The sequence below is a fragment of the Paenibacillus sp. FSL K6-1096 genome (assembly GCF_037977055.1).
Classification (GTDB): domain Bacteria; phylum Bacillota; class Bacilli; order Paenibacillales; family Paenibacillaceae; genus Paenibacillus_AQ.
Genome location: NZ_CP150274.1, coordinates 6085510 through 6109866, shown reverse-complemented (window position 1 = coordinate 6109866; position 24357 = coordinate 6085510). Strand labels below are relative to the sequence as shown.

The window sequence follows — 24357 nt, the reverse complement described above, 5'->3', positions numbered from 1 at the left end:
GGAAGGAGCCGATGAAGCCATGACAGCCTTAACTCCGGTCAAAATAATTCCGCTGCTCCTTCCCGCCGCGTTCCTGCTCACCCTCGGCGTCCTCTGGCTCCCCGGGCACCTGGAGCTTGCGGACAACGGCTATACCGACACCTTCAAAGCGGCATTCCTCGGCATTCTGCTGGAGGCTCTGCCGTTTGTATTGCTGGGCGCGCTATTGTCCTCCCTGCTCCGCGTGTTCGTGCCGGACGGGGTCATCCAGCGCTGGATTCCGCGCCGCCCGGTGCCGGCGGTTCTGTTCAGCTGTCTGCTGGGGCTTCTTTTCCCCGTCTGTGAATGCGGGATGATCCCGCTCGTACGCCGCCTGATGCATAAGGGAATGCCGCTGTATGTCGCTGTCGTCTTCATCCTGTCCGGTCCCATCGTGAACCCGGTCGTCTACGGCGCTACGCTTATGGCCTTCCGCTCCCACCCGGAGCTGGCCTACGCCCGGATGGGACTGGCCCTGGCCGTGGCGGCCTTCATCGGCCTTGTCCTCTATGCCAACGTCCGCAAATCTCCGCTGCGCCTCACCATCCGGAGCGGAGGAGAAGAAGCGCACCGCACGGAACCGCTCGGCGGCAAGCTCGCGGCTGTTTTCGTGCATACCTCGGATGAGTTTTTTGAAATGGGCAAATATTTAATTATCGGCTGCCTGCTGACCGCCGGCCTTCAGACCTTCCTGCACCAAGGCAGTCTGGCCGCCATCGGGGGACAGCCGGTCGGTTCCTATCTGTTCATGATGGGCCTGTCCTTCGCCCTCTCGCTCTGCTCCACCTCGGATGCCTTCGTCGCCTCCACGTTCCTGCATTCCTTCCCGGCGGGCTCCCTGCTGGCGTTCATGGTGCTGGGCCCGATGCTGGACTTCAAGAACGCGCTCATGCTGTTGTCCCTGTTCAAAACCAGGTTCGCGCTATACCTGTTCTTCCTGATCTTCGCGGCGGTCTTCACCGGCTCCGTGGCGGTCTCTCTCTGGCTGTAGCTGTGCAGAATGACCCTTAACCACGCAGGAGGATTCCTATGAATAATCCCCGGAGCATCCGGATTCACTATTTGCTGAGAGCGGCGATTCTGCTCGCGCTGGCGCTCTATATCGGACATCTGGTCCAGCAGGATGCGCTTCATTACTACGTGGCCCCCAAGCTGGCCCGCTGGATCAGGCTATGCCCGGTTCCGCTCGTCCTGATGGCGCTCAGCCTCGGGCTTCAGGCGGTGCTCGGCAGAAGCGCAGCCCTGTGCGACTGCGAGCACCGCCTGCCCCGCTCCGGTCTAGGCAGCTCCGTCCTCTACAGCCTGTTTCTGCTTCCGCTCCTGCTGGGCGTTCTGCTGCCCGACCGCGCGCTCGGCAGTGCCGCTGCCGCCAGGAAAGGGCTGGCCTTGTCCTATACCGCTGTGGAGTCCCGCACTGGCACCAGCACTAACAGCGGTTCGACATTCACTCCGGCCAATCCTTACGAAGCCGAATTCGCGGAGCTTGCAGGCAAGCTGTATGCCGAGCCGGTCATTCCGGTGCGGCCGGAGATTTACTCCGAGACGCTGGGGGCCATGAATCTGTACAAGTCACAATTCGCGGGCAAGGAGATCTCTGTATCCGGCTTCCTGTACCGCGAGCCGCAGGGGGCCGGCCAGTCCGCTTACGCTGTCAGCCGTTTTCTGGTCCAGTGCTGCACAGCGGATGCGACCCCCTTCGGCATCCTGCTGGAGCCGGGAACGCCAATAAGCCTGCCCGCCGATACCTGGATTGAGGTTCGGGGCAAGCTTGATGTGGCGGTATATAAGGGTGCCGAGACCCTGATGATTGCTCCGGAGAGCATTACTGCGGTTCAGGCACCGACTACGCCTTATGTGTATACGAACGCTGATGCCGTAGCAGCCTGGGAAGAGCTGAAAGAGCAGCCGCCCGGAGCGCTCAGATAACCGCATCCAGCGCGTCGTCATCGTCAATCGAAGAGGCCGGATTGATAATCTCCACCAGCAGCCGGGCCGGGATACAGATAATCTGCTGCTTGGGCTTGGAGATGAACCCCATATCCAGCGCAATGGGCAGAGGGGCGTCCGAGAAGGTCATCTGTATGCCGTAGTCATATACCTTCAGCGTATTATGGCCGTACCGGGTACGGATGTCGATAACCTGCTCTTCCTTGGTCAAGGTTACCGTCTGGTACTCCTTGCCGTTCACCGTAATTACAGCCTTCAGATCGCCTTGGGCATAATGCTCATTATGATTCTGGAACCACCTGTAGCCATAGATGGAGCCGGCAGCCAGCAGGACGATCAGAATGAGCAGGAAATCTCCGCGTTTCATGGTCTGCACTGTTGTAATCCTTTCGTTAGGCAGTTAATATAGCCATTATATATTCGTAATAATTACGAATATTACCGCAGCCCTGGGGACCTTGTCAACCTCAGCTCTGACTGCGCACACTGCCGGACCAATCCCGCAGTACGCGGTCCAGCTCCTCTCCGCGGATCGGCTTGGAGATGAAGTCCTGCATCCCGGCCCGCAGGCACATCTCCCGGTCTTCCTTGCGGGCAAAGGCCGTTACAGCAATAATTACCGGCGACAGCCCCACAGCGCTACGGATCTGCCTCGCCGCCTCTATGCCGTCCATGCCCGGCATCTGAATATCCATGAACACCAGATCATAGTGCCGGGAGCGCACCGCTTCAACCGCCGGCTTCCCGTCCGCAACCAGATCGGAGGTGTACCCGCGTTTGCGGAGGAAGGCCTGGATAATCTGCTGGTTCACCGGATGGTCCTCGGCAACAAGGATGGACAGCGGCCCGTATGCAGCCTCCGGCTGGTCCATACTGAAGACTCCGCTTCTATACTCCTTGGCGGCAACAGCTCCAGTCAGCAGCAGTCCGCCGGACTCCTCGGGAGGAAGCCCCGCAGAGATGGTGAAATAGAACTCTGAGCCCTCCCCTTCACTGCTGTTCACTCCAATAGTGCCGTCCAGCAGTTCGGCCAGCTTCTTGCTGATTGCCAGCCCAAGTCCGGTCCCGCCGTACTTGCGGTTAATGGAAGGGTCGAGCTGGGTGAAGGACTGGAATAACAGGTTCTGGCTGCCCTCGGGAATACCGATACCGGTATCCGTTACCGCGAACCGCAGAATCAGCGGACCCTGCTCCCGGGCGGCCTCCAGCCTCACGGCCACTCCAACCTCTCCTTCTTCCGTGAACTTCACCGCATTACCGACCAGATTCACCAGAATCTGCCGCAGCCTGGCTTCATCGGTCATTACAAGGCCGGGAATGTCCGGCGCAATATCACTGCGGAGAATCAGCCCCTTCTCCTGAATCCGCGGATAGAACAGCTCACAGACATTCTGGACAACCTGCCGGATATCGACCGGCTGCAGGTCCAGCGTCATCATGCCGGATTCTATCTTGCTGAAGTCAAGCACCTCGTTCAGGATGTGCACCAGCGCGGCTCCGCTTTTATTGATAATCTGGGTGTAGTATTGCTGCTCCTCGGTAAGCTCTGTGCCTGACAGCAGATCGGCCATGCCAATGATCCCGTTCATCGGGGTGCGCAGCTCATGGCTCATGATGGCGAGGAACTCGGACTTGGCCCGGTCGGCCTTCTCCGCTGATTCCTTGGCCCGGACTACGGCCTTCTCTTCTGTAATGTCGCGGAAGACCACCACCGCTCCTTTGTGCTCACCGTTATCATATAAGGCAGTCATCCGGTATTTGACCAGGAAGCTGGAGCCGTCCTGCCGCCAGAATACCCCCTCCTGCTCATGCTCATAGAAGGAATTCATCTGGAGCAGCTCTGCCAGCGTACGCTGGCCTCCGGGGTACAGCTCGCCGTCCATCCAGGTCTGGGCAACCGTATGCAGCTTGATATTGCGGGCCAGCTCGCCCGGGTGGTACCCCAGCATGACAGAGGCTGCCGGATTGATAAATACGGTCTCGCCCTCCAGATTCATGCCGAATATCCCTTCCGACACAGAATTCAGAATGAGCGCATGTTCATAGCTGAGCTTCTCAATCTGTTCCAGATGCCTTTTGCGCTCCGTAATGTCACTGGTAATTGCGAACACACCGACCACCTCATGATCGACCAGAATCGGGACATAAATCATGCTGACCTCAACCCGCTGCCCGTCGTGGCGGATCAGCCGGGTCTCGAAGGTCTGGGCTAATCCCCCGGCGGCGGCATGGAACCGCCGGTTTACCTTGTCCAGCTCATCTTCATCAATGATCTCACTGTAGCTGGAATACTGCAGAGTCCCGTGGGAATATCCCGTCAGCTGCTCCAGACTGGCATTGAGTGACTGTATGTAACCCTCCAGGTCCATCGCACTGATGGCGGACGGATTGTATTCAAACAGCGATTTGTAGCGGTTCTCGCTCTCCAGCAGCTTCAGCTCATATTGCTTGCGCTCCGAGATATTGCGGGTCACGCCGATCATCTCGGTCACTCCCGGCGTTCCCGTCTCCGTATATTGAAGCGTGGTCTCTACCCACAGATAGGAGCCGTCCTTGCACCGGTAACGGAATACGATAGGCTCCATCGCCAGGCCCTGCCTGGTGCGCTCCAGATAGAGCTGCACCCGGGCAACATCCCCGGGATGGACATAGCTGATCCCGCCCGTACCGACCATCTCTTCCGGCGTAAATCCCAGCATCTCCCGGCAGATAGGTGATGCATACAGGAAGGTCGCCTGTTCATCGGTGCTGTTCCGGGTGATGAAGTCCTGGGAATTCTCCGAGATCAGGCGGTAATTGCGTTCACTCTCGCGGAGCTGCTCCTCCATCCGCTGGCGTTCCGTAACATCCTGCACCATGCCGCGTACCTGCTGTACCCGGGCGGAGGCATCCAGAATAACCACCCAGCGGGCATAGATGAACTTGCACCCTGCTTCCCTGCTCTTCACCCTGAAAATCGCTTCGCCGTTCACCCCTGCCTTCAGCGTGCGATGCAGCTCCGTCCGCAGCGCCGCCAAGTCCTCCGGCACCACACAGTCCAGCAACCGCCTGTATTCAAGCACCGTATGGTTGCCGCAGTTCCTGCCCAGCTCAAATATAGCCATTAAATGGCCGGAGACAGTCATTTGCCCGGCAACAGAATCCCACTCCCAGGAGCCCATCTGTCCAAGCTCCTGCGCATAAGCGAGCATATCTTCCACTTTCTTGCGCTCGGTGACGTCCCGCGCAATCGTCAGAATCTGCCGCACCTTGCCATCAGCGTCCCGCATCACCTGAAAAGTGCTCTCAATCCAAAGGTAATGCCCTTCCTTATGCCTCGCCCTGCGGGTAAAGACATCATTGTCCGAATAGAGCTTCCCCGGCCGGGTCATCTCCAGCGCATCCGTCTCATGATAATAATCCCGTTTGTTCCGGCCGATCATCTCACTTGTGGAGTAGCCAAGCAGCGTCTCGACAGAAGGAGACACATAACGCAGGGTGCCGTCCGGATCGGCGAAGGAGATCATATCCGGGGTATTCTGTGTAATCAGCTTATACAGATGATAGTCCTCTTCAATCTTCTGCTCCGCCAGCTTGCGTGCCGTAATGTCGGTCATCTCCGCCACCAGGTGCGACGGCCTGTCCGTCCATTCATCCATAATCAGAAAAGCATGGAGCGCCACCCAAAGGGTTCCGCCGTTCTTATGTCTAAAGCGCTGCTCTGTATCCACAGTCACACCGGGGCTCGCCAGCAGGTATTCCATAATCTTGGCGTGATCCAGGGTATGCCGGTCTTCAGGATCGACGAGATCCAGATAGCTCATTGCTTTAAGTTCATCCTCTGTATATCCGAACATCCCGCAGAATGCAGGATTGGCCATCAGCATTACACCCTCCGCAGTCGATACTGCCGCATAGCCGGTAGAGGAACGCAGATATAAGTGCTTAAATAGAGTATCAGACAAAGCTAAAGCCTCCTCTGTATAAGTGGGGGACCTAAATTTACTACAGTATACCTTTTTTTCGGAAAATATGCTCCAGTGCTGAAGTCCTCTCCTCCCCAGGCACACCCGGGAGCAGCCGCCGCCAGCTTCAGCGGAATAAGACCATAGCCGGATTGCAACTCTGCACAAAAATACCGCCCCTGTCATCATGATGACATCAGGGCGGTTGTTATAAGAATTAGTCCAATCTGCGGCGCGGCAGCCAGAAGGTACACAATACCGCAAGGGCGAGCGATAAGCCGGCCAGCAGCCATTTATCGTGATCCCAGCCGCTGCGCAGCAGGCCGAACAGATAGAAGGGGCCAGTCAGTCTGCCTTTGGTGGTGAAGTCGAGCAGATACCAGGCGAAGCCGGCAATGTATCCGGCCGACAGGTTGCCGCACAGAAGCGCAGCTGTCAGTCCGGCCGATCCTAGCGCTACTGCGGTTATCACCGTCCCGCCAATCATCGGCCACAAGGCGAACGCAGCACCGGCGCCATGCAGCCAGCCGAACAGCATAGCAGTGGCAAGGAAAATGTAGAGTGCGGTCAGCAGCCAGCGGAACAGGAATAACGGATGCTGGCGTAACCGCTTGGCATAGAGCGTCTCGGAGATGCCGCCATCCTCCAGCAGCGCCAGATGCGGATAGACGATTAGCCCGGTGAAGCTGACCAGCAGCTCGCCCAGCTTCGCGGCCCCTGCTCTGTCCATCAGCTGCGGGTCCAGGAAGACCGGGACAGCAGCCAGCAGCGCCGCTGAGAGCAGCCAGGAATAATGCACCGTCAGCTTGAGGTTGTACCCGGCCAGCGGCAGGAGAATCTGCCGCCTCATCGCGCTCCCTCCACTTCCAGAATGCCATCCAGGGCCCGCTTGGAGCTCCTCCGGCTCAGCCTTCCGGAGGCATCCGTCCGGCTGCGGTTTCTCTCCCACAGCCACGCCGCCCCTGCGGCCAACAGCACGGCAAGCAGTAAGTAGAAGCTGCGGTTCAAGGCAATCTCATCGGCCCATTCCTTATACAGAATGTAATCATCAGGTGAGTTGAAGCGGATAAACAGCCGGTTCAGCCCGTAGGAGCCCATCAGCGGCAGCACCGATACGAACCACCACACTATCTGCAAGGCAACCGGGACAATTCCCCGGCGGAACAGCATCGAGCCGAACATCCCGAAGGCTACCGAAGCCCACAGGGTAGGCAGCAGCCACCAGGCGGTGTACCCGAGAAAGACCGTTACCGCCTGCCCCGTCTGGCCTGTCAGTTCCATAGTATCTGCTGTCTGCCAGCCCCCGAGGACAGCAAGGGCGAGATAGATCAAGGAGAGCATGATGCCCTGGGCGATAAATTTGGAGCTGACGTACACCCAAGGGGAGACCCGGCGGCTGTAGATCAGCTCATGCATCCGGCTGGACCGGTCACGCAGCAGCAGGAAGGCGGACAGGAAGACAGGGAAAATCCCGGCCGGCAGCGACAGGTAGTCGCTGAAGTATCGCGCTGCTCCAGGCAGAAGTTCACCTGCATCTACCTTGGCGTGGTATTCGGCAAGCGCTTCCTCCTGTACCTTCATAGCCTCATCCACTGACTCAATACCATAACCGAAATCACTCAGCCCCGGCTTATACATACTGCTGCCGCCCAGATGCTTGTTCAAGGTCTCCCCGACACGGTTAACCTCCTCCATAGTGTAACTGTCCGGGGACTTCAGGATCTGATCCAGCTCCGCGATGGCGGCAGCGAGCGCCTCTTTCTCTTTAGCATCCAGCTTTACCTGAACAGGGAAGCCCAGCCGGATTTTCTCAGCGGTTTCGGCTTCCAGGTCGCGCACCATACTAAGCTTCATCTGTTCAGCCAGACTGCGGGAATCTGCCGGCTCTGCCCAGCCGTAAAAAGGGTGCTCCGCCGTGCCCAGATTCTGCGGCGTGCCAACAGTGGGCGGACCAAGCTCACCCCAGGTCTCCTCTGTAGCATAGGAAGTCAAGTAGAAGAAGACACTGGCGATAATGAACAGGTAAAAGACCAGACTGCGCAGGGTCATGCGCATCTCCTTGCCGATCAGGGCAATCATACGAACGATTCCTCCCTGCGCATGAGGTAGAGGTACGCATCCTCAATCGATGGCGAAGCCTGCTGCGCTTCTGCATAGGGCTGATCATCCGACAGAACGCGGACCCGCATCCGGCTGCCTTCCGGCACAGCGGACAATACCGGGAACCGGTCGCGGTCCCGCTCCCACTGCGTTCGTTCCAGCTCAGCAATCCACACGCGCCCGGCGGCCGCGGCGGTTAAATCGCCGATTCTGCCGTGATAGCGCAGGCTGCCCCGGTGCAATACGGTCATCTGCTCACAGGTGGACTCCACATCTTCAACAACATGCGTGGACAAAAGCACAATCCGCCCTTCGGCGAACCGGCTGAGCAGCCGCCGGAAGCGGATGCGCTCCTCCGGGTCAAGCCCGGCTGTCGGCTCATCGACAATGAGAAGCTTCGGCTCATGAACCATGGCCTGCGCCACACCGAGCCGCCGCTTCATTCCGCCGGACAGCGCCTTGACCTTGGTCCGGCGCTGCTCGGTCAGATTCACCTGCTCCAGCAGATGATTAATCCTCCGCTTCCGTTCGGCGCGGCCGCCGATACCGGATAACAGCGCCAGGTAATCCATCGCCTCATAGACGCTCATCCCCGGATAGAAGGCGAATTCCTGGGGCAGATACCCGACCAGCCCGCGGACGCGCGCTTTATCCTTCAAGGGAACTCCGCCAATCTCCACCGTACCCGAGGTCGGTTCCAGCAGGGTGGCGAGCAGGCGCATCAGCGTGGTTTTGCCCGCCCCGTTTGGCCCCAGCAGGCCGTGAATCCCTTCGCCTACGCGGAAGCTGATATCCTGCAGCGCCTGCTTGCTCCCGTACGTTTTGGTTAAATGGTTAACAACTAGCTCCATTGCCTTCCTCTCCTCTGTTCATCTGTCATTCTCCGGGCTCCATGCCAGCTCCAGCTTCTCGATCAGCAGACCCGCCGCAATCAGAAGGAGGGACAGCAGAACGCACGTCCACTGGTCGATCTTTCCCATATGGATCATCAGGGCAAAAGCAGCCGTAACGATTGTGATCGCGGATACCGTCCATACCCTGCGTTTTGCCATTATCTTGCGGTTGTACAGCACCTTCTCCGCTTCGCGCTTGTCATATTCCAGCAGACGGGCCTTGCGGTAGACCTCATCCAGAAATAGCTGCTCCTGTTCGTGCCTCTGCTCCTTGGACTTCACAATCCCACTCCTCCTTCTCGTAGACTTGTCTAAGCTTCTTGCGGGCCCGGTGCAGCAGCACCTTGAAGCTCATGGCCCCGCGGCCCATGACCGCAGCCGCCTGCTCATAGGACAGCTGTGCCAGATCCACCAGATAGATAGCCTGGCAGTACTCCGGCTTCAGCCGCAGCAGCCTTCTCCGCCACTCCCGGTCCTCCTCCCGGATAATGGCCAGCCGCTCAGGGTTATCCTCATCCGGTATATGTATGCTGCCAGTTTTGCCGGACGCAAGATCTGCTATATCCGTTCCCGCCAGCCTGCCGCCCTCTTCTGCGAGCGGCATACTCCGCTGTCTTGCGCGCTTGCGGATGGAGTCAATGCTTTTGTTGCGCACAAGGGTGAAGAGATACGTTTTGAAGGAGGCCCGGTAATCATACTTCTCCGGGTACACCAGCAGATAGGCGAAGCAGTCCTGCGCCAGATCCTCGGCAGTGTAATAATCGCCCGTTAAGTGGTACGCAAACCGTACCGCAGGCTCCCGGTAGTGCCGGACCAGCCATTCAAACGCCTCGAGGCTCCCCTCCCGGAACTTGAGAAGCACCGCATTCTCCTCCTCGGGCGGAGCTTGTCCTGCCTTCCCTGACTGTGACGTCCGGGCCTCTGCATTCTTATATTCCATACTGTCCGCCTCTTGCCGCCTCCTCTCCTGCTGTGCCCTCCACTGCTTATTCGTCTGAACCCGCCGAAAGGTTACAGTGTGTCTGTAAAAAAATATTCAACGGGTGAATGATGCCGGTGTCTTATAGCCTAACTGTTCATTCCGGCGCGGAACTCATATTTCTAACACACCAAAAGAAAAACAAAAAGAGGCTTCGCGATGACTATATTCAGTCATCCGAAGCCTGTTTGTAATGCGGATGCGGTCAAGAGGACTCGAACCTCCACGATATTGCTACCACTGGCACCTGAAGCCAGCGCGTCTGCCAATTCCGCCATGACCGCATATTATGTATTCAGTGATTCAATCACCGTAATTAAGAATATACTCTCTTTGGCGGAGAATTGCAAGTCTTTTTTATTCTGCGCTGACATACTGCTTCAAGCCATCACATTTAGCACATCCGCGATCTTGCGCTGATGCGACAGCACACCGTAATTCATCCAGGCCATGAAATCCACCTCGTACACACAGTTGTTGCGTACAGCAGGCAGGCTTCTCCACAGCGGTGTATCCAGCAGCTCACGCCCCTCGCCCTCCTGCCGGTCGAAGGTAATGAATAAATGATCTGCGGTCAAGCCGGACAGCTCTTCAGAACTCAGGCTCACACGCTTCTGCCCGCGGGTAAGCTGCCGGACCAGAGGATGCCGCCCCAGCCCCAGATCGTCATACAGCACATTCGAGACATAGCCCAGATTCTCGCTGCCATACAGGGTCACCCCGCAGGCCGAAATCCGCAGCAGCGCTGCGGTCTGCCCGCGGACGCTGCGGCTGAGCAGCCGCTTGGCCTGCCGGGCCTGCTCCTCATATTGGCCGATCACCTCCTGCACCTGTGCCGTTCTTCCGAAGACGGCTGCTGCGCTGCGGAGCGTTGCCCGCCAGTCCTCCTGGTGGAACGGGAGCCGGAACAGCGGGGCCACCCGGCTGCATTCCCCCAGCTGCCAGCGCCGGAAGCCGTCATCCAGCATAATCAGCTCCGGCTTATAACGGGAGAGACCCTGCCAGTCTCCGCTTGAGATATCGAACGCCGGAACCTGATCCAGCCCGAGGTATTCTTGCTTGCCCCATTTGGCATGGCAATACTGCACAGCCGGAGTGATGCCCAGTGCCAGCAGATAATCCTCCAGACAAGGGGCAAAGACCCGGACCCCCTCCTGATGGAGGCTCCGGTACTGTCCGGGAGTGACGCCTACCGTTCTTTTGAAGCGGCGGTTGAAGTAATATTCATTGCTGTAGCCCGCAGCCAGGGCAATCTCATGCAGCCGGTCGCGGGTCAGCAGAAGCTGCTGCTGGGCCCGTTCAATACGCAGTCCGTTCAAGTGCTCCAGAGGCATCCGGCCGGTTATATCTTTGAAGATCTGCGTGTAACGTGCCCGCCCGATCCCGGCAATCTCAGCCAGCTGATCGACGGATAACGGTTCACTGCAATGCTCTTCCATGTAGCGGATCGAATCCTCCACAGCCACGCGGTCATCCTTAGCCTTCAGGTGTGGAGCATTCGCCCGCATAATCAGCAGCATCAGCTCCTGGAACCGGGTCTGGGCCGCGAACCATTCGAGATCCTCAGGACGCCGGAAGCTGTAAAAGATAGAATCCAGCAGCAAGGCACACTGCGAGAACGGCCGGCAATCCAGATAACCCAGGCGGAGCATATATTCACCAAGCCCCTGCGGTCCCTTGTCCCCTGTACCAAGCTTGCCGCGCCCTGCCGGAATGAGGCTGAACTCCAGTCGGTACCAGCTGATCCCCTGCTCCCCGGCCTGAATCCGGTTCAGCGATCCGGCCTCGGCCAGGAATCCGGTCCCTCTCTCCAGAGGATATTGCCTGTCCTCTGCCTTGAGCCAACCCTGCCCCTCCGTCACAACAATCAAGGTATGCTCCTGATAGACTGCGGTCTGATCCATCCCGGACGGGGAATGTGTAACCATTTCTATATTCATCAGGCTGTGGAGCAGCCTTGTCTTCGCGTGTTCCTGCAACGGTTCCGTCATACTGCCGCTCCTCCTGACTGAGAATCATTATCATAGACTCAAGTGTAAAACAAAAAAGAAGATCTATCAACCTTACCGATAGACCTTCTTCCCGCTTATAATTTTACCCCTGCCTGACGGCGGATTATTTCACCATGGCCTTAAGCAGATCATCCAGCTTCATCTGATTGGCTGTAATCCCGCCCGACTGCCAGTGGGAACGCTCCATACGGTAGATGTTGCCGTTCTTCACCGCAGGCAGGTTCTTCCAGAGCGGCCCGTCAAGCAGCTTGACCGCTTCCTGGTTGACCTCACTGTCCCAGGCGCCATTATCGGGGAATATAATGATATGGTCCGCTTCAAGCTCCGGGATCACTTCTTCGGAAATAATCGACTGATAATCCGTCATCTCAGCTGCCATAGGGATAGGTGTCAGGCCGAACTGATCGTAGATCATGCCGGTATAGCGGTTTTTGACTCCAAAAAGAGCAAAGGTCTTGTCCGCAGCATTCAGCCGGATCACCGCCACCTTCTCCTGGCCCACCGCCTGCTGCAACGCAGCTTTGCCGTCCGCCACCTTCTTGTCGTAGTCCGCCAGTACGGTCTTCGCCTTATCAGGGATGCCCAGCGCTTCAGCGATGGCGGTCAGGGTCAATCTCGAATCCTGCAGTACGGACTCCGGCAGGCGGTAGGTCGGTGCAACCTTGGAATATTGCTCGTATCTCGCCTCATCCGCTCCGCCGTCGGCGATAATCAGATCAGGGTTTTTGTCCAGCAGGGCTTCTATGCTTCCGGAGATATCGTATTCAGGCACATCCAGATTCAGATAATCCTGCTTGCCCCAGCTGGGATGATACCACTGCACCACCGGGGTGACGCCGAGCGCCTTCAGGTAATCCTCCACATAGATTCCCGCTACCCGCTTAGGGTTCGCCGGAATCTCCACCTCGCCAAATTCCCCGGCAACCTTCCTGGTTGCCCCTTCGGAAGCTGCCGCTTCTTCAGTCTCCGCAGGAGCTGAGCTGGCTGCCGGCGCAGCCGCATTGCCTGTCTGGACGGGCTTGCCGTCCCCAGCCTCATTATTATTCGTCCCGCAAGCCGCCATAGCGGACATAGCCAGGATAAGTACAGTTGTCCAGATCCATCTCCGGCCCCGATTTGTCATGTCTCTCTCACTCCTGTGTCCAATTTCATTGATAATCATTCTCAGATGATCTCAAACACAATAGTAGCATGTCATGAGCAGCTTACAATGCACTTTCTCCGGCAAAATCTTATACAAACTTATGCACCCGCCCAGCCCGGAGCTTGCCGTTATAATCATTCTCTCCGTTGACAAAACGCGTCAGCCCCATTAGTATCCTAAGCATAGGTCTATTTGAGAATCAATCTCAATGAGAAATACATAACCCTACACAGAAATGAGTGAATATGCAATGCTGCGCCGTTTTTTCTCGTATTACCGTCCATACAAGACGCTGTTTGTGATCGACTTCACCTGTGCGGTGGGTGCGGGTCTGCTGGAGCTTGCTTTTCCGGTGGCTGTCAATAAATTCATTGATGACCTGCTGCCGGGACAGAATTGGTCGCTGATTGTGCTTGCCTGTGCTGCCTTGCTGGCAATCTATGCGCTGAACACGGCAATGAACTATATTGTCACCTACTGGGGCCATATGCTGGGGATCAATATCGAGACCGATATGCGCAAAAAGATGTTCGATCACATCCAGAAGCTGAGCTTCCGCTTCTTCGACAACAACAAGACCGGGCATCTGCTCGGCAGGATTACCAATGACCTGAACGATATCGGCGAGGTTGCCCACCACGGCCCGGAGGATGTGTTCATTGCCGTCATGACGCTGGTAGGCGCCTTCGTGCTGATGGCCGATATCAATCTCAAGCTGGCTGTGATTACCTTCATCGTTGTGCCGGTGATGGCCTGGGTCATTATCTATTTCGGACGCAGCATGACAGATACTTATCACCGCTTATTCGGCAATGTCGGGAACTTCAATGCCCGGATTGAGGACAATGTCGGCGGTATCCGGGTGGTTCAGTCTTTTGCCAATGAAGAATTCGAGAAATCGCTGTTCGCTGTGGACAACCAGAAGTTCCGCGAGACCAAGCTGATGGCCTACAAGCTGATGGCCCGCAGCTTCTCGGTCAGCTACATGATGACCCGTCTGATTACGGTGGTGGTGATGATCTGCGGCGCATGGTTCTTCATTCAGGGAGAGCTGGAGATCGGGGAATTCGTCGCCTTCATTCTGCTCTCCAACGTCTTCTTCCGGCCGATTGAGAAGATCAATGCGGTCATCGAGAGTTATCCGAAGGGAATTGCCGGGTTCAAACGGTATCTGGAGGTTATTGACACCGAGCCGGATATTGCCGACAAGCCGGATGCTGTCGACCCTGGTCCGCTGCACGGCGATATCCGCTTCAACCGGGTCAGCTTCGGCTATGAAGCGGACCGGCCGGTGCTGAAGGATATTAGCCTGCTGGTGAACGCAGGAGAGACCATCGCCTTCGTCGGGCCATCCGGCGCCGGCAAAACGACCATCTGCAGCCTGCTCCCCCGCTTCTACGATGTGACCGGCGGCTCGATCACCATCGACGGGACCGACATCCGCGACATGAAGCTGAATGCGCTGCGCAAGCAGATTGGCATCGTGCAGCAGGATGTGTTCCTCTTCTCCGGCACTATCCGCGAGAATATTGCCTACGGCAGACTGGATGCGGGGCTTGCGGACATCTGGCAGGCCGCCCGCCAGGCCCACCTGGAGGAGCTGATTAACAGCCTGCCGGACGGAATGGATACGGTGATCGGCGAACGCGGCGTGAAGCTGTCCGGCGGACAGAAGCAGCGCCTGGCTATCGCCCGGATGTTCCTGAAGAATCCGCCGATTCTGATTCTGGATGAGGCAACCTCGGCGCTGGATACCGAGACTGAAGCGGCGATCCAGCAGTCGCTGGCCGACCTCTCCGTGGGCCGAACCACGCTGGTCATCGCCCACCGCCTGACCACCATTAAGAACGCCGACCGGATCATCGTCGTTAATGAGGACGGCATTGCCGAGGAGGGCCGGCATGAGGAGCTGATTGCCGCCGGAGGTACTTATAGCAGGCTGCATCAGGCGCAGTATAATAACTAACTAATACTCAATAAGCACAACCTTCCGTGCAGCGGCCTGCCGTCTGCCTGGAAGGTTGTTTGGCGTAAATATTCCTTTACAGCCTGCCTTTTGATCAAGTATGATTGTTTACATCGTATAACTCTTTATACCGTGTAAACAATTCAGGAGGCTCTAACCATGAACGGCATGCCTAAGTCTGCCAGAATTTCGCTGTTTATTCTGATGTTCAATTTATTCATTGCCCTGCTGGGCCAAGGCATGGTCATTCCCATCCTGCCGGAGTACCTCAAGCAATTCCATGCTGCCGGAACGGCCGCAGGGTATCTGATTGCCGCCTTCGGCGCGGCACAGTTTATCTTCTCGCCGATCGGCGGCCAGCTGTCGGACCGTCTGGGGCGCAAGCCGCTGCTGGTTGCCGGTCTTTTTTTAACTGTAATCTCGGATCTGTTGTTTGCTGTAGGGCACACGCTGCCCCTCTTATATGTGGCCAGATTCATCGGCGGTATAGGCGTAGGTCTGATGGTTCCGTCTAACATGGCTTATATTGCTGACATCACTACGCCGGAGACCCGTGCCAAGGGCATGGGCTATTTGGGCGCCGCCATGAATCTGGGGATGGTGCTGGGACCGGGACTGGGGGGACTGATTGCGGAGTTCGGGATTAGAATTCCTTATTTTTTTGCCGGGGGACTTGGATTTGTGGCCATGCTGTTAAGCCTGTTCATGCCGGAAACCCTGCCGAAGGAGAAGCGGGCGGTGCAGCAGTCGGCCAAGCGTGAGCCCATTCATCGTATGATTGTGGATTCCTTCCGGGTGCTGTATTTCCCCTATCTGCTCCTGACGCTGATTATTACCTTCGGGTTGATGAATTATGAGACGGTGTATGCGCTGTTTGTGGAGCAGAAATACGGCTTTGATTCCGGCAAAATCTCCATCCTGATTACGGTAGGCGCCGTTACAGGCATTATTGTGCAGGTGTGGCTGCTTGGCCGGTTCATCCGCAGGCTGGGTGAGATGAAGCTCGTCCGCCTCTCCTTAGTAATCGCCTCGGCGGCGCTGCTGCTTATGATCCCCAAGGTGAATCTGGCGTATCTGCTGGCCGTTTCGGTGTTGTTCTTTGCCTTTAATGCCTTTTTGCGGCCTACGGTCAGCACCCTGATCGCGAACTCCGCCGGTGACCGCCAAGGCTATGCTGCCGGATTAAGTACAACCTATACCAGTATCGGCAGCATCCTGGGGCCGGTTATCGCGGGACAGCTGTTTGACTGGCAGCTGAACACACCTTATATTCTGGGGGCTGTAATTCTGGTCCTTGCCCTTGTATTGACTGTCAGAACGGCCAACAATAAGCGGAAAGGAACTGCTCTGCATGACTGACAACTGGCACAAGAAGCTGAGGAATAAGAACCGGGAAGAGATTGTTGCAGCGGCCAAAGAGCTGTTCGCCAAGCAAAGCTTCCTCGCCGTAAATATCAAAGAAATCTGCGTCCTTGCCGGAGTAAGCCGGGTAACGTTCTATAAGCATTTTCAGACGATGGACGAGCTGGTGTTTGAAGTGCAGGTTGATATTCTGGAGGGCATGACCGGATTCGTGCGCAGCGCGCCTTCTGCCGGAATGAACGGTAAGGAGATGCTGGCCTCCATGCTGAAGGCCTGGATTGACTATGGGGCGCAGCATCCGGGCTATATCCGGTTTATTCTGCTGTTCGATCTGCATTATGAAGCGTATGATTCCAGTCATGAGCTAAGGAAACAATATGAACAATACATCGGCCGGGCCAAAGAACGCCATTTTCTGCTCGAAGCCCTGGAGACCGGAGCGGAAGACGGATCATTAAAGCGGGATGCCGAGCCGCTGCAGACGGCCCTGTTCATCTTCACCTCCATGCTCGCCCTGCTGCAGAAAATAAGCCTGGTTCCCGCGGCAGAGCCGCAATCCGGGCTGGAAGCCCGGATTGCTGACCGGTTCGCGGGAATGCTGGTAGAGCATTTAAGTGCTGATTAGTCCAGTTGCCTGCTGCCGGATGGCGCTGCGCCCTGGTTCCATTCCTTATAGAACTGCTCCAGGAAATCCAGCATGAACTGATGCCGCTCCTCCGCCAGCTGCCTGCCGTAAGCGGTGTTCATCAGCTCCTTCAGCTTCAGCAGCTTCTCATAGAAATGATTGACCGCCGTCCCCTTGCTGTAGTCCCGGTATTCCTTCTGCAGGGATTCGTCACGCGGAGCAATCTCTGGGTCATAGACCGGGCGCCCCTTGGCGCCCGAGAAGACCATAGTCCGGGCAATCCCGATGGCCCCCAGCGCATCCAGACGGTCGGCATCCTGGACAACCTGCCCTTCCAGCGTTGACATGGGCCCTCCTCCTCCGCCGCTGAAGGACATCGTCTCAATGATCTCCATAATATGCCTGCGTGCTGCTTCGTCCGGCAGATGTCCCTCCAGCCATACCTGCACCTTGAGCAGTCCTGCTTCCTTGGAAGCGTTCAGCTTCTCGTCAGCCACATCATGCAGCAGCGCGGCGACGGTGCAGATTACGGTATTGGCTCCTTCGCTTCCGGCGATCAGTGCAGCCATGTTGCGCACACGGTCTGTATGATACCAGTCATGGCCGGTTGTATCCCCGCCTAATTGCTCTCTGGCGAAATGCTCTGCTGCTGCGATCAGTTCAGTATGGTTCATGCGGATGGCTCCTTTGCCTGTACAGATTAAAGTCTTGCATAGCGGTCCCTGATCAGCTATAATGTGCTGTAATTCTCACATGAAGGGATTGGATCACATGAACCGCTTGTCCATCATACCGAATCCGCTTCATCATCACAAGCAGCGTTAGCACCCCTGAATTCATCCAGGGAGGGCTAGCGCATTTCGCGTTTGACCTCCCTGCGGCATAGATAAGCGCGCAGGACCATGAGGTCCGGCGCGTTTTTTATTTTTCAGAGATTTCACAACCAAAGGAGCTGCTGACGATGCAGAATATCAAAGGAACTTACGATTACTTCGGCCGGGAACAGGCCATCCGCCAGAAGGTGCGGACTACGCTTCAGGAGCTGTTCGAGCTCTACGGGTTCGAGTCAATGGATACGGCGATGCTCAATGAGCTGGAGCTGCTGACCTCCAAATACGCCGGGGGCGATGAGATACTGCGCGAGATGTACCAGCTCAGCGACCAGGGCGGACGCAGGCTGGGGCTGCGGTACGATCTTACGATTCCTTTTGCCAAGGTGATTGCTATGAATCCGGGAATCGCCTTCCCCTACCGGCGGTATGAGATCGGCAAGGTGTTCCGGGATGGTCCGGTCAAAAAAGGCCGCCTGCGCGAGTTCCTGCAATGTGACGCCGATGTTGTCGGGATTGCCGGTCCGCAGGCGGAAGCGGAGCTGATGCAGCTCGCGGCAGAGGTGTTCCGCAGACTTGCGATTCCGGTGCTGCTGAAGTGGAATAACCGCCGCTTTCTCGGCGAGATTCTGAGGGCGGTGGGTGTGCCGCAGCAGGAGCAGCTCTCGGTGATGCTGACCCTCGACAAGCTGGCCAAAATCGGCAGCAGCGGAGTATTGGCCGAGCTGACGGATAAGCAGCTGCCCGCAGAGACCGTTACCTTGATCGCGGAGCTGCTGGAGCTGGCGGACCCGGGGTTCGCGGAATTGGTGGAGCGGTATAAGCTGGAAGGGCTGCCGGGGACGCTCGAGGTGCAGGCCTTGCAGCAGCTGATTGATGCGGTCGGCCTTGCGGAGGTCTGCGTGTTCGATCCTTTTCTGTCGCGCGGGCTGTCCTTCTATACGGGGACCGTCTATGAAATCTTCGATGCTACAGGCAGCTATTCATCGAGTCTGGGCGGCGGAGGCAGATATGACGCGATCATCGGGAAGCTGGTCGGGCGTGACGATATCGAATACCCTACCGTGGGGATCTCGTTCGGAATGGAGTCAATTATGGCCCTGCTGGGTGAGCGCCCGGCGGATACTCCGGAGCGTTCCGGCGTTCTGATCGTTCCCGTCGGCGGGTATATGCCGCAAGCACTCGTCGCGGCTGCTTCGCTGCGGTCCGCCGGCATCCGCACCACCGTGGACAGTGGCACGCGCAAACTCAAAAAAACGCTGGCCGCAGCCAGCGCACAGGGCATCCGCTATGTGATTATGGTCGGAGAGAGCGAGGCTGCTGTGCAGAAGCTGCGGCTGAAGGATATGGAGCAGGGCAGCGAGCAGCTGGTTACGGCGGAGGAGGCGGTATGCTTGACTTCGCAATAATGGTTGTTAAGCCATTTGGAGTCTGTCTCCCTCGCCTGATTGGTATCCGTGTAGAATCAGCTTCCGATTACGTGTGGCGACAACGTATTGTTGCATTTTATGCAGGATTTTTTTCAGACTTATCTCCAATCATGCACATTGTTGCACTTTATGCAGGATTTCCACCGCATTGGCGTCTGGCGAGGAGCGATTGTTGTCTTTTGTGCAGGATTCCCGCCAGATTGGCGTCTGTGTAGCACGCATTGTTGTATTCTGTGCAGGATTTCGTATAACTCCATGGTTGAAGATTAAAGAAGCTGCAAGCAGCCCCTATGATCCGTCCTTATGATCCATAGAAGCCATCTGCACCTTGCGCGAGCTGTCCCTGTACGCTTTGGGCGAAAGACCACTGCAGTTCTTGAACACGCGGTTGAAGTGACGCACGTTGCCGAAGCCCGTCTCCTCAGCGATTCTGCTGATCTTCTCCCCGGTGAAGGCCAGCTTTCTGCGGGCCTCCTCCATACGGGTATGCGTGACAAATTCGCTAAAGGTGACGCCGGTCCTCTGCTTGAACAGATTGCTAAAATATACCGGGTTCAAATATACTTTGTCTGCTACCTCCTTGAGACTCAGCGGATGATGATAATGCTGCGAGATATAGCGCTGGGCCACAGTGACCGGATCGATATCCTTCGTCTCCCGGGATTCGGCGATGCAGCCGGTCAGCGTGAGCAGCAGCCCCCGGCATTGCTCGGCAAGCTCCTGCCGTGAAGAGAGGCTGCACACCTCGAACAGGATGGTGCGGATATCCTTCGTGCCCAACCACGCTCCGGTAACTCCAAGCTCCTCGGACAATTCATAGTAATACAACAGCAGCTTGCAGATTTGCTGGTGGATGCTCTCGGGTGACTCGGCCGTGCTGCACAGCTCTTCGATCATACGCTCCACAATCGGGCCGATGCCGGCCTCTCTTCCGCCGGTAATCGACTTCTCCAGCAGCTCCCAGGACCACTTCAGGGGGCTGCTGCCTTCGTTGGGGCGCTCCTTCATTTTGGCATAATCCAGCAGCCTGTCACCGCCTTCGATCAACCGGTACAGGAGAGCAATGCCAGCCTCGCTGTAGGCTCTGGGGATGCCTGACAGCCCTTCTGCCGGATTGCTGACCCCGATCGTCACCGTCAGATTGGACAAGGAACGGATCTGCCTGCGGATCAGGTCACCCAGTGCTCCAGGCGCCGACAGGGAATGCTGCGGGTCTGCTGTATTCAGCAAGGCGACCACCTCGGTATCCGACTGCACGAAGCTTATCCCTATGGCCTGACGATCGATCATCTCCTGGACGACCTGCTGGATATACAGGAGGAACAACGACGCATCTCCCCGCTCATAGCGCTCTTTTTCCACAGAATGCTTATCCAGCTTGATAACCATGCAGATGAAATAGGGATGCAAGAAGGCGAAGCCCAGCTCATGCAGCAGCCGTAAATCGCTGTCTTCCGTCTTGCCTTTGAGCAGACTCTCCGCCAGATGACCGGCCACATGCCGTTTCAGCACAGGCTGCACCTGCCAAGGCTGACCGCTTCGTGCAGATTGCGTGTGACGCTCAGCCAGCTCCTGCCCCAGCCGCTCCAGCACACGGCCCAGCTCCTGGCGTTCCACCGGCTTCATCAGATAATCCTTCGCGCCCTGGCGCATCGACTGCTGCGCATAGGCGAATTCATCGTAGCCGCTGACCACAACGGTCATCAGATCCTTGAAGCGTACCCCGGCCAATTGCTGCAGCTGGATACCGTCCATCCGCGGCATACGGATATCGGTGAGCAGCACTTCAGGAGACAGCTCGGCCAGCTTGTCGAGTGCATCATAGCCGTCGCTGGCTTCACCGACCACCTCCCAGCTGCTATCCAGGCTGGTGATCATTTTGCGCAGTCCTTTGCGGAAGACCGATTCATCGTCAACAATCAATATTCTAGGCAACCCCGTCATCCTCCCTTGCCCGGCCCTGATGATGAATGACCGGCAGCGTAAGCACGGCTTTGAAGCCCTGATACGGCATACTCTCCAGTGAGAGGCCATATTCCTCCCCGTAATGCAGCACGATCCGGCGGTGGACATTCAGCAGCCCGTTGCCGGAACGCCCGCCAAGCTCCTCCGTATTCCGCAGATGCAGCCGGAGTGCCTCCAGCGCCTCCGCATTCATGCCAATTCCGTCATCCTCGACTGTAATGGTAAGCACCTGATTGCTGCTGCCTGCGGTCAATGTTATCACGCCCCGGCCCACCCCCTGATCGAGTGCATGATTAATCGCATTCTCAACCAGCGGCTGGATCATCAGCGGAATGACCTCACAGTCCAGCAGCGAGGGCTCAATATTCATCGTGAATTGAATCCGTTCCTCATAGCGCATCTGCTGGATGGCCATATAGCCGCCTACGTGGTCCAGCTCATCCTGCAGCGTCACCTGCTCCTTGCGCCCGCTCAGACTGTAACGCAACAGCTTGCTCAGGTTGTTGGACATGGTGATAATCTCCGGGCTGCCTTCAAGCTCGGCGTACATGCTGATGGAGCCCAGTGTATTGTACAGAAAATGCGGATTGATCTTGCTCTGCAGCGCGGCAATCTGCGCATCCTTCTCGCGGATTTCCGTCTCGTAGAGCAGATAGCCCAGCTCGCTGAGCTTGGCAATCATGCCGTTAAACGAATGGCCCAGCAGCCCCACTTCATCTGTTCCGCTCACCGGAAAGGCCTGGCTCAGGTCGCCGCGCTCAACGCTGCGCATTAGCCGGCTCAGCTTGCGCAGCGGCTGGGTGATCCGGTAAGCAATGAACACATACAGCAGCAGGGCCAGGCCGACACAGATCACGCCAATGAGAATAAGGTATGTGCGCAGCACCTCGGTATCCTTCATCAGACCGGACACCGGTACAACGCCAACAGTCGTCCATCCGGTAACCTCTGAGGTGACATGCGCGACCAGCAGCCCTTCGCCCCCGGATTTCACATGGCTCACCCCTTCACCCGTTCTGCTGATGGAACCATCAGCTACTCCCTGTGGAATTCCGTGATCCTTGCCGGTAACCAGGTTGCTGGAATCATCCGTAATGTACAGCAGCTCCTGGGGGTCCAGCGTGACCTTGGACAGAATCTCACGGATGAACTTGGGGTCCACATCAATGACAATGTACCCGAGCGTTACGCCGTCATCGAAGCTGCGCAGCTCCCTCACGATGGAGAAGGCCTGATATACATTTCCGCCGCTGGATCTTAAATCATGCGTGGCCACATACACCGGCTGTCCATAATGACCCTTGAACTTATTCAGCCAGCCCACATTCTCATCCAGCTTGTAGGTCGTGACATACTGGCTCTCCGGCATGACCACATAGGAGGCTCCGTCCGTACCATACAGGGAAACGCCCAGAATATCGACCCGGCCGTTCAGGAACACCTGGGTGACGAAGCTGTTGAGTCCGCTGATCTCATCCAGCGTCAAGGGTTCGCCGGGGGCACGCTTCGTGGCCAGATAATCGGTCACCTTGGGATATTGATAGGGCATCACGGTCAGCCGGTTCAGCTCATTCATATAGGTATCGATATTCAGGGTAAGCTGCTTCAGCGTCTGGAGCTGATATTCGCCTACCTTACGCTCCGTCGTTTCGGTAAAACGGGCAAAGGCGAAATACCCCATCAGTCCCAGCGGAAGCACAATGAACACGACATTGATAAGAATAAGCTTGCGCGCAAGCGCCAGGTTCCTGAACCAGCCGCGAAAGGATTTCAACCGCATTCTCCCCCTTGCTCCCTTACAGTCATCTCTTCAGCTGAAGGTTGATGCTGTCCACCGCCTGCTGCAGAGCCTGCGCCGGACTTTGCTCCTTATAGATCATCCGCTCAAATTGCCGGATAATCTCTTCATTAATACTCCACTGCTTCATATTCCGCGGCCAATAGACTACGGAGTTGGCGGTATTCGCATAGTCACTGCGGAATTTCAGCGCGGAATACGCCCTGCTCTCCACGACCTTCCGGGAGCTCGGGACATGGCCCGCCTCCGCCCACATCACCCCGTGCTCAACGGCCCAGCGGGCAAAAGCCATGGCCGCCCTCCGTTTCTCCGCACTCATCCCGCTTTTGGCCGGAATCGCCAGCGTATGTGAATCTCCCCAGACGGCCGGATGATCGTATATGACCGGAACCGGCACAACCCCCAGCTCCAGCTTCTCAGCCTTCTCAAAAGCGCCAGTGCCCCATACCCCCGTAATCAGCACCGCCGCCTCACCGTCATAGAACAGCTTGAAGGCATCATTGATCCCCGGCGGAATCAGCTCCTGCTGGTACAGACTATTGACGAACTCCAGCGCCTGCAGCGATGCCTTGTTATTGAAGACCGCCTGTGTGCCTTCGGGATTATAAAAGACGCCGCCGCCCCCGATCTGATTGTACAGGCTCCACCATAACCACACGGAATCAATCCGTGTGCTGGGCAGAGCCAGCGGTGCGACACCGGGCGGAACGGATTGCTTCAGCTTGTGCAGAAATGCGGTAAACCCCTGTTCTCCCGGGCCGATCACCGGCCTATCCTCTGTGTCCAGCAGCCCGGCCGCTCTTAAATATTTCTTGTTATAGTAGAGCACCAAGGTATGCGTATCCAGAGGCACCGCATAATGTGCGCCTCCGTAGACGGTGGATTCGGCAATTTTGGTACTGAACTGTTCCCAGTCCAGGCCGGTTTCCGCAGCCAATCCGTCAAGGGGCTCTATATAACCGTTCTGCACGAACTGCGGGAGGTTGGTTGCATGAATAATGGCCAGATCCGGCGCATTGCCGGACAGAATGGCTGTACGCAGCCGGGAATAGTAATCATCCAGCCGGGAGTTGATCTGATCGATCCGGATATCCTGATGCTCCTTGTTGAACTGCTCCACCAGCCCGGTCATGAAGATATTGTCTCCCCCGCTGAACGGGGTCCAGTATTCGAGAATCACCGGCTGGACAGCAGGTGTCTGTGGCGGCTCCTCCCTCTCTGCGCTGCACCCTCCCAGCAACAGGGCAATCAGCAGAATTGAAAGCGCAATCCATTTGTTCCGTCTGTATCCGGTCTTGCAGCTAATATCTCTCATATGAGTAAGCCCCCGTCTTGCTTCCCGTC

At 56.9% G+C, this 24357-nt stretch carries 19 protein-coding genes and 1 tRNA gene; 6 read left to right on the top strand and 14 right to left on the bottom strand.

Features of this window, described 5'->3' with window-relative positions; translation table 11 throughout:
- Positions 1-19 precede the first annotated feature (19 nt).
- Both MHI24_RS26790 and MHI24_RS26785 read left to right on the top strand, forming a co-directional pair.
- Complete coding sequence (locus tag MHI24_RS26790) at positions 20-1009, top strand: permease (protein ID WP_340022595.1); 990 nt, start codon at positions 20-22, stop codon at positions 1007-1009.
- 38 nt (positions 1010-1047) lie between these two features.
- The gene (locus MHI24_RS26785) at positions 1048-1944 is read left to right on the top strand and encodes a TIGR03943 family protein (protein WP_340022594.1); all 897 of its coding nucleotides are present in this window, start codon (positions 1048-1050) and stop codon (positions 1942-1944) included.
- On the opposite strand, the gene MHI24_RS26780 is transcribed toward MHI24_RS26785, so the two are convergent.
- The 10 genes from MHI24_RS26780 to MHI24_RS26735 form a co-directional block, all read right to left on the bottom strand.
- Complete coding sequence (locus MHI24_RS26780; protein ID WP_340026803.1) at positions 1937-2332, bottom strand: NusG domain II-containing protein; 396 nt, start codon at positions 2330-2332, stop codon at positions 1937-1939. The genes MHI24_RS26785 and MHI24_RS26780 overlap by 8 nt on opposite strands.
- 100 nt (positions 2333-2432) lie before the next feature.
- On the bottom strand, positions 2433-5909 hold the full coding sequence (locus MHI24_RS26775) for a PAS domain S-box protein (RefSeq protein ID WP_340022593.1): 3477 nt from the start codon (positions 5907-5909) through the stop codon (positions 2433-2435).
- 217 nt (positions 5910-6126) lie between these two features.
- Positions 6127-6759: a hypothetical protein gene (locus MHI24_RS26770; RefSeq protein WP_340022592.1), complete on the bottom strand. Its 633-nt coding sequence runs from the start codon at positions 6757-6759 to the stop codon at positions 6127-6129.
- Positions 6756-7988: an ABC transporter permease gene (locus tag MHI24_RS26765; protein WP_340022591.1), complete on the bottom strand. Its 1233-nt coding sequence runs from the start codon at positions 7986-7988 to the stop codon at positions 6756-6758. Before MHI24_RS26765 ends, MHI24_RS26770 begins: the two co-directional genes overlap by 4 nt.
- Positions 7985-8860, bottom strand: coding sequence for an ABC transporter ATP-binding protein (locus MHI24_RS26760; RefSeq protein ID WP_340022590.1), 876 nt, complete (start codon positions 8858-8860; stop codon positions 7985-7987). Before MHI24_RS26760 ends, MHI24_RS26765 begins: the two co-directional genes overlap by 4 nt.
- 18 nt (positions 8861-8878) lie before the next feature.
- Positions 8879-9184 (bottom strand): hypothetical protein, encoded by a 306-nt coding sequence (locus tag MHI24_RS26755; RefSeq protein ID WP_340022589.1) that lies wholly within the window; start codon positions 9182-9184, stop codon positions 8879-8881.
- Positions 9135-9842, bottom strand: coding sequence for an RNA polymerase sigma factor (locus MHI24_RS26750; protein ID WP_340022588.1), 708 nt, complete (start codon positions 9840-9842; stop codon positions 9135-9137). The genes MHI24_RS26755 and MHI24_RS26750 overlap by 50 nt, the downstream gene beginning before the upstream one ends.
- A 239-nt stretch (positions 9843-10081) precedes the next feature.
- Positions 10082-10165: transfer RNA gene (locus MHI24_RS26745), tRNA-Leu, on the bottom strand.
- A gap of 96 nt (positions 10166-10261) precedes the next feature.
- Positions 10262-11872 (bottom strand): helix-turn-helix domain-containing protein, encoded by a 1611-nt coding sequence (locus tag MHI24_RS26740; RefSeq protein ID WP_340022587.1) that lies wholly within the window; start codon positions 11870-11872, stop codon positions 10262-10264.
- A gap of 124 nt (positions 11873-11996) precedes the next feature.
- Complete coding sequence (locus MHI24_RS26735; RefSeq protein ID WP_340022586.1) at positions 11997-13016, bottom strand: ABC transporter substrate-binding protein; 1020 nt, start codon at positions 13014-13016, stop codon at positions 11997-11999.
- Positions 13017-13287: 271 nt separating this feature from the next.
- Between MHI24_RS26735 and MHI24_RS26730 the strand changes: the two genes are divergently transcribed.
- From MHI24_RS26730 to MHI24_RS26720, 3 genes are all read left to right on the top strand, one after another.
- Positions 13288-15003: an ABC transporter ATP-binding protein gene (locus MHI24_RS26730; RefSeq protein ID WP_340022585.1), complete on the top strand. Its 1716-nt coding sequence runs from the start codon at positions 13288-13290 to the stop codon at positions 15001-15003.
- A 159-nt stretch (positions 15004-15162) separates the two neighbouring features.
- Positions 15163-16362 carry an MFS transporter gene (locus tag MHI24_RS26725; protein ID WP_340022584.1) on the top strand — a complete coding sequence of 400 codons (1200 nt, stop codon included), beginning with the start codon at positions 15163-15165 and terminating at the stop codon, positions 16360-16362.
- Entirely contained in the window at positions 16355-16990 is a 636-nt protein-coding gene (locus tag MHI24_RS26720; protein WP_340022583.1) for a TetR/AcrR family transcriptional regulator, read from the top strand. The genes MHI24_RS26725 and MHI24_RS26720 overlap by 8 nt, the downstream gene beginning before the upstream one ends.
- Here the strand turns inward: MHI24_RS26720 and MHI24_RS26715 are convergent.
- Complete coding sequence (locus tag MHI24_RS26715; protein ID WP_340022582.1) at positions 16987-17664, bottom strand: HD domain-containing protein; 678 nt, start codon at positions 17662-17664, stop codon at positions 16987-16989. The two genes, MHI24_RS26720 and MHI24_RS26715, sit on opposite strands and share 4 nt — an antisense overlap.
- Before the next feature lie 287 nt (positions 17665-17951).
- Between MHI24_RS26715 and MHI24_RS26710 the strand changes: the two genes are divergently transcribed.
- Entirely contained in the window at positions 17952-19229 is a 1278-nt protein-coding gene (locus tag MHI24_RS26710) for a histidine--tRNA ligase (RefSeq protein ID WP_340022581.1), read from the top strand.
- 309 nt (positions 19230-19538) lie between these two features.
- Here MHI24_RS26710 and MHI24_RS26705 read toward each other — a convergent pair whose 3' ends face one another.
- From MHI24_RS26705 to MHI24_RS26695, 3 genes are read right to left on the bottom strand one after another with little or no spacing between them, the layout of a single operon-like run.
- Positions 19539-21185, bottom strand: coding sequence for a response regulator (locus tag MHI24_RS26705; protein ID WP_340022580.1), 1647 nt, complete (start codon positions 21183-21185; stop codon positions 19539-19541).
- On the bottom strand, positions 21178-22989 hold the full coding sequence (locus tag MHI24_RS26700) for a sensor histidine kinase (RefSeq protein WP_340022579.1): 1812 nt from the start codon (positions 22987-22989) through the stop codon (positions 21178-21180). The genes MHI24_RS26705 and MHI24_RS26700 overlap by 8 nt, the downstream gene beginning before the upstream one ends.
- Positions 22990-23017: 28 nt before the next feature.
- Complete coding sequence (locus MHI24_RS26695) at positions 23018-24328, bottom strand: ABC transporter substrate-binding protein (RefSeq protein WP_340022578.1); 1311 nt, start codon at positions 24326-24328, stop codon at positions 23018-23020.
- Positions 24329-24357 lie beyond the last annotated feature (29 nt).

What these genes read in the sequence shown, in the direction of transcription:
- MHI24_RS26725 (WP_340022584.1), top strand. Translation starts at nt 15,163, where the DNA reads ATGAACGGCATGCCTAAGTCTGCCAGAATTTCGCTGTTTATTCTGATG.
- MHI24_RS26750 (WP_340022588.1), bottom strand. Translation starts at nt 9,842, where the DNA reads ATGGAATATAAGAATGCAGAGGCCCGGACGTCACAGTCAGGGAAGGCA.
- MHI24_RS26760 (WP_340022590.1), bottom strand. Translation starts at nt 8,860, where the DNA reads ATGGAGCTAGTTGTTAACCATTTAACCAAAACGTACGGGAGCAAGCAG.
- MHI24_RS26710 (WP_340022581.1), top strand. Translation starts at nt 17,952, where the DNA reads ATGCAGAATATCAAAGGAACTTACGATTACTTCGGCCGGGAACAGGCC.
- MHI24_RS26785 (WP_340022594.1), top strand. Translation starts at nt 1,048, where the DNA reads ATGAATAATCCCCGGAGCATCCGGATTCACTATTTGCTGAGAGCGGCG.
- MHI24_RS26790 (WP_340022595.1), top strand. Translation starts at nt 20, where the DNA reads ATGACAGCCTTAACTCCGGTCAAAATAATTCCGCTGCTCCTTCCCGCC.
- MHI24_RS26780 (WP_340026803.1), bottom strand. Translation starts at nt 2,332, where the DNA reads ATGAAACGCGGAGATTTCCTGCTCATTCTGATCGTCCTGCTGGCTGCC.
- MHI24_RS26730 (WP_340022585.1), top strand. Translation starts at nt 13,288, where the DNA reads ATGCTGCGCCGTTTTTTCTCGTATTACCGTCCATACAAGACGCTGTTT.
- MHI24_RS26695 (WP_340022578.1), bottom strand. Translation starts at nt 24,328, where the DNA reads ATGAGAGATATTAGCTGCAAGACCGGATACAGACGGAACAAATGGATT.
- MHI24_RS26765 (WP_340022591.1), bottom strand. Translation starts at nt 7,988, where the DNA reads ATGATTGCCCTGATCGGCAAGGAGATGCGCATGACCCTGCGCAGTCTG.
- MHI24_RS26770 (WP_340022592.1), bottom strand. Translation starts at nt 6,759, where the DNA reads ATGAGGCGGCAGATTCTCCTGCCGCTGGCCGGGTACAACCTCAAGCTG.
- MHI24_RS26715 (WP_340022582.1), bottom strand. Translation starts at nt 17,664, where the DNA reads ATGAACCATACTGAACTGATCGCAGCAGCAGAGCATTTCGCCAGAGAG.
- MHI24_RS26735 (WP_340022586.1), bottom strand. Translation starts at nt 13,016, where the DNA reads ATGACAAATCGGGGCCGGAGATGGATCTGGACAACTGTACTTATCCTG.
- MHI24_RS26740 (WP_340022587.1), bottom strand. Translation starts at nt 11,872, where the DNA reads ATGACGGAACCGTTGCAGGAACACGCGAAGACAAGGCTGCTCCACAGC.
- MHI24_RS26720 (WP_340022583.1), top strand. Translation starts at nt 16,355, where the DNA reads ATGACTGACAACTGGCACAAGAAGCTGAGGAATAAGAACCGGGAAGAG.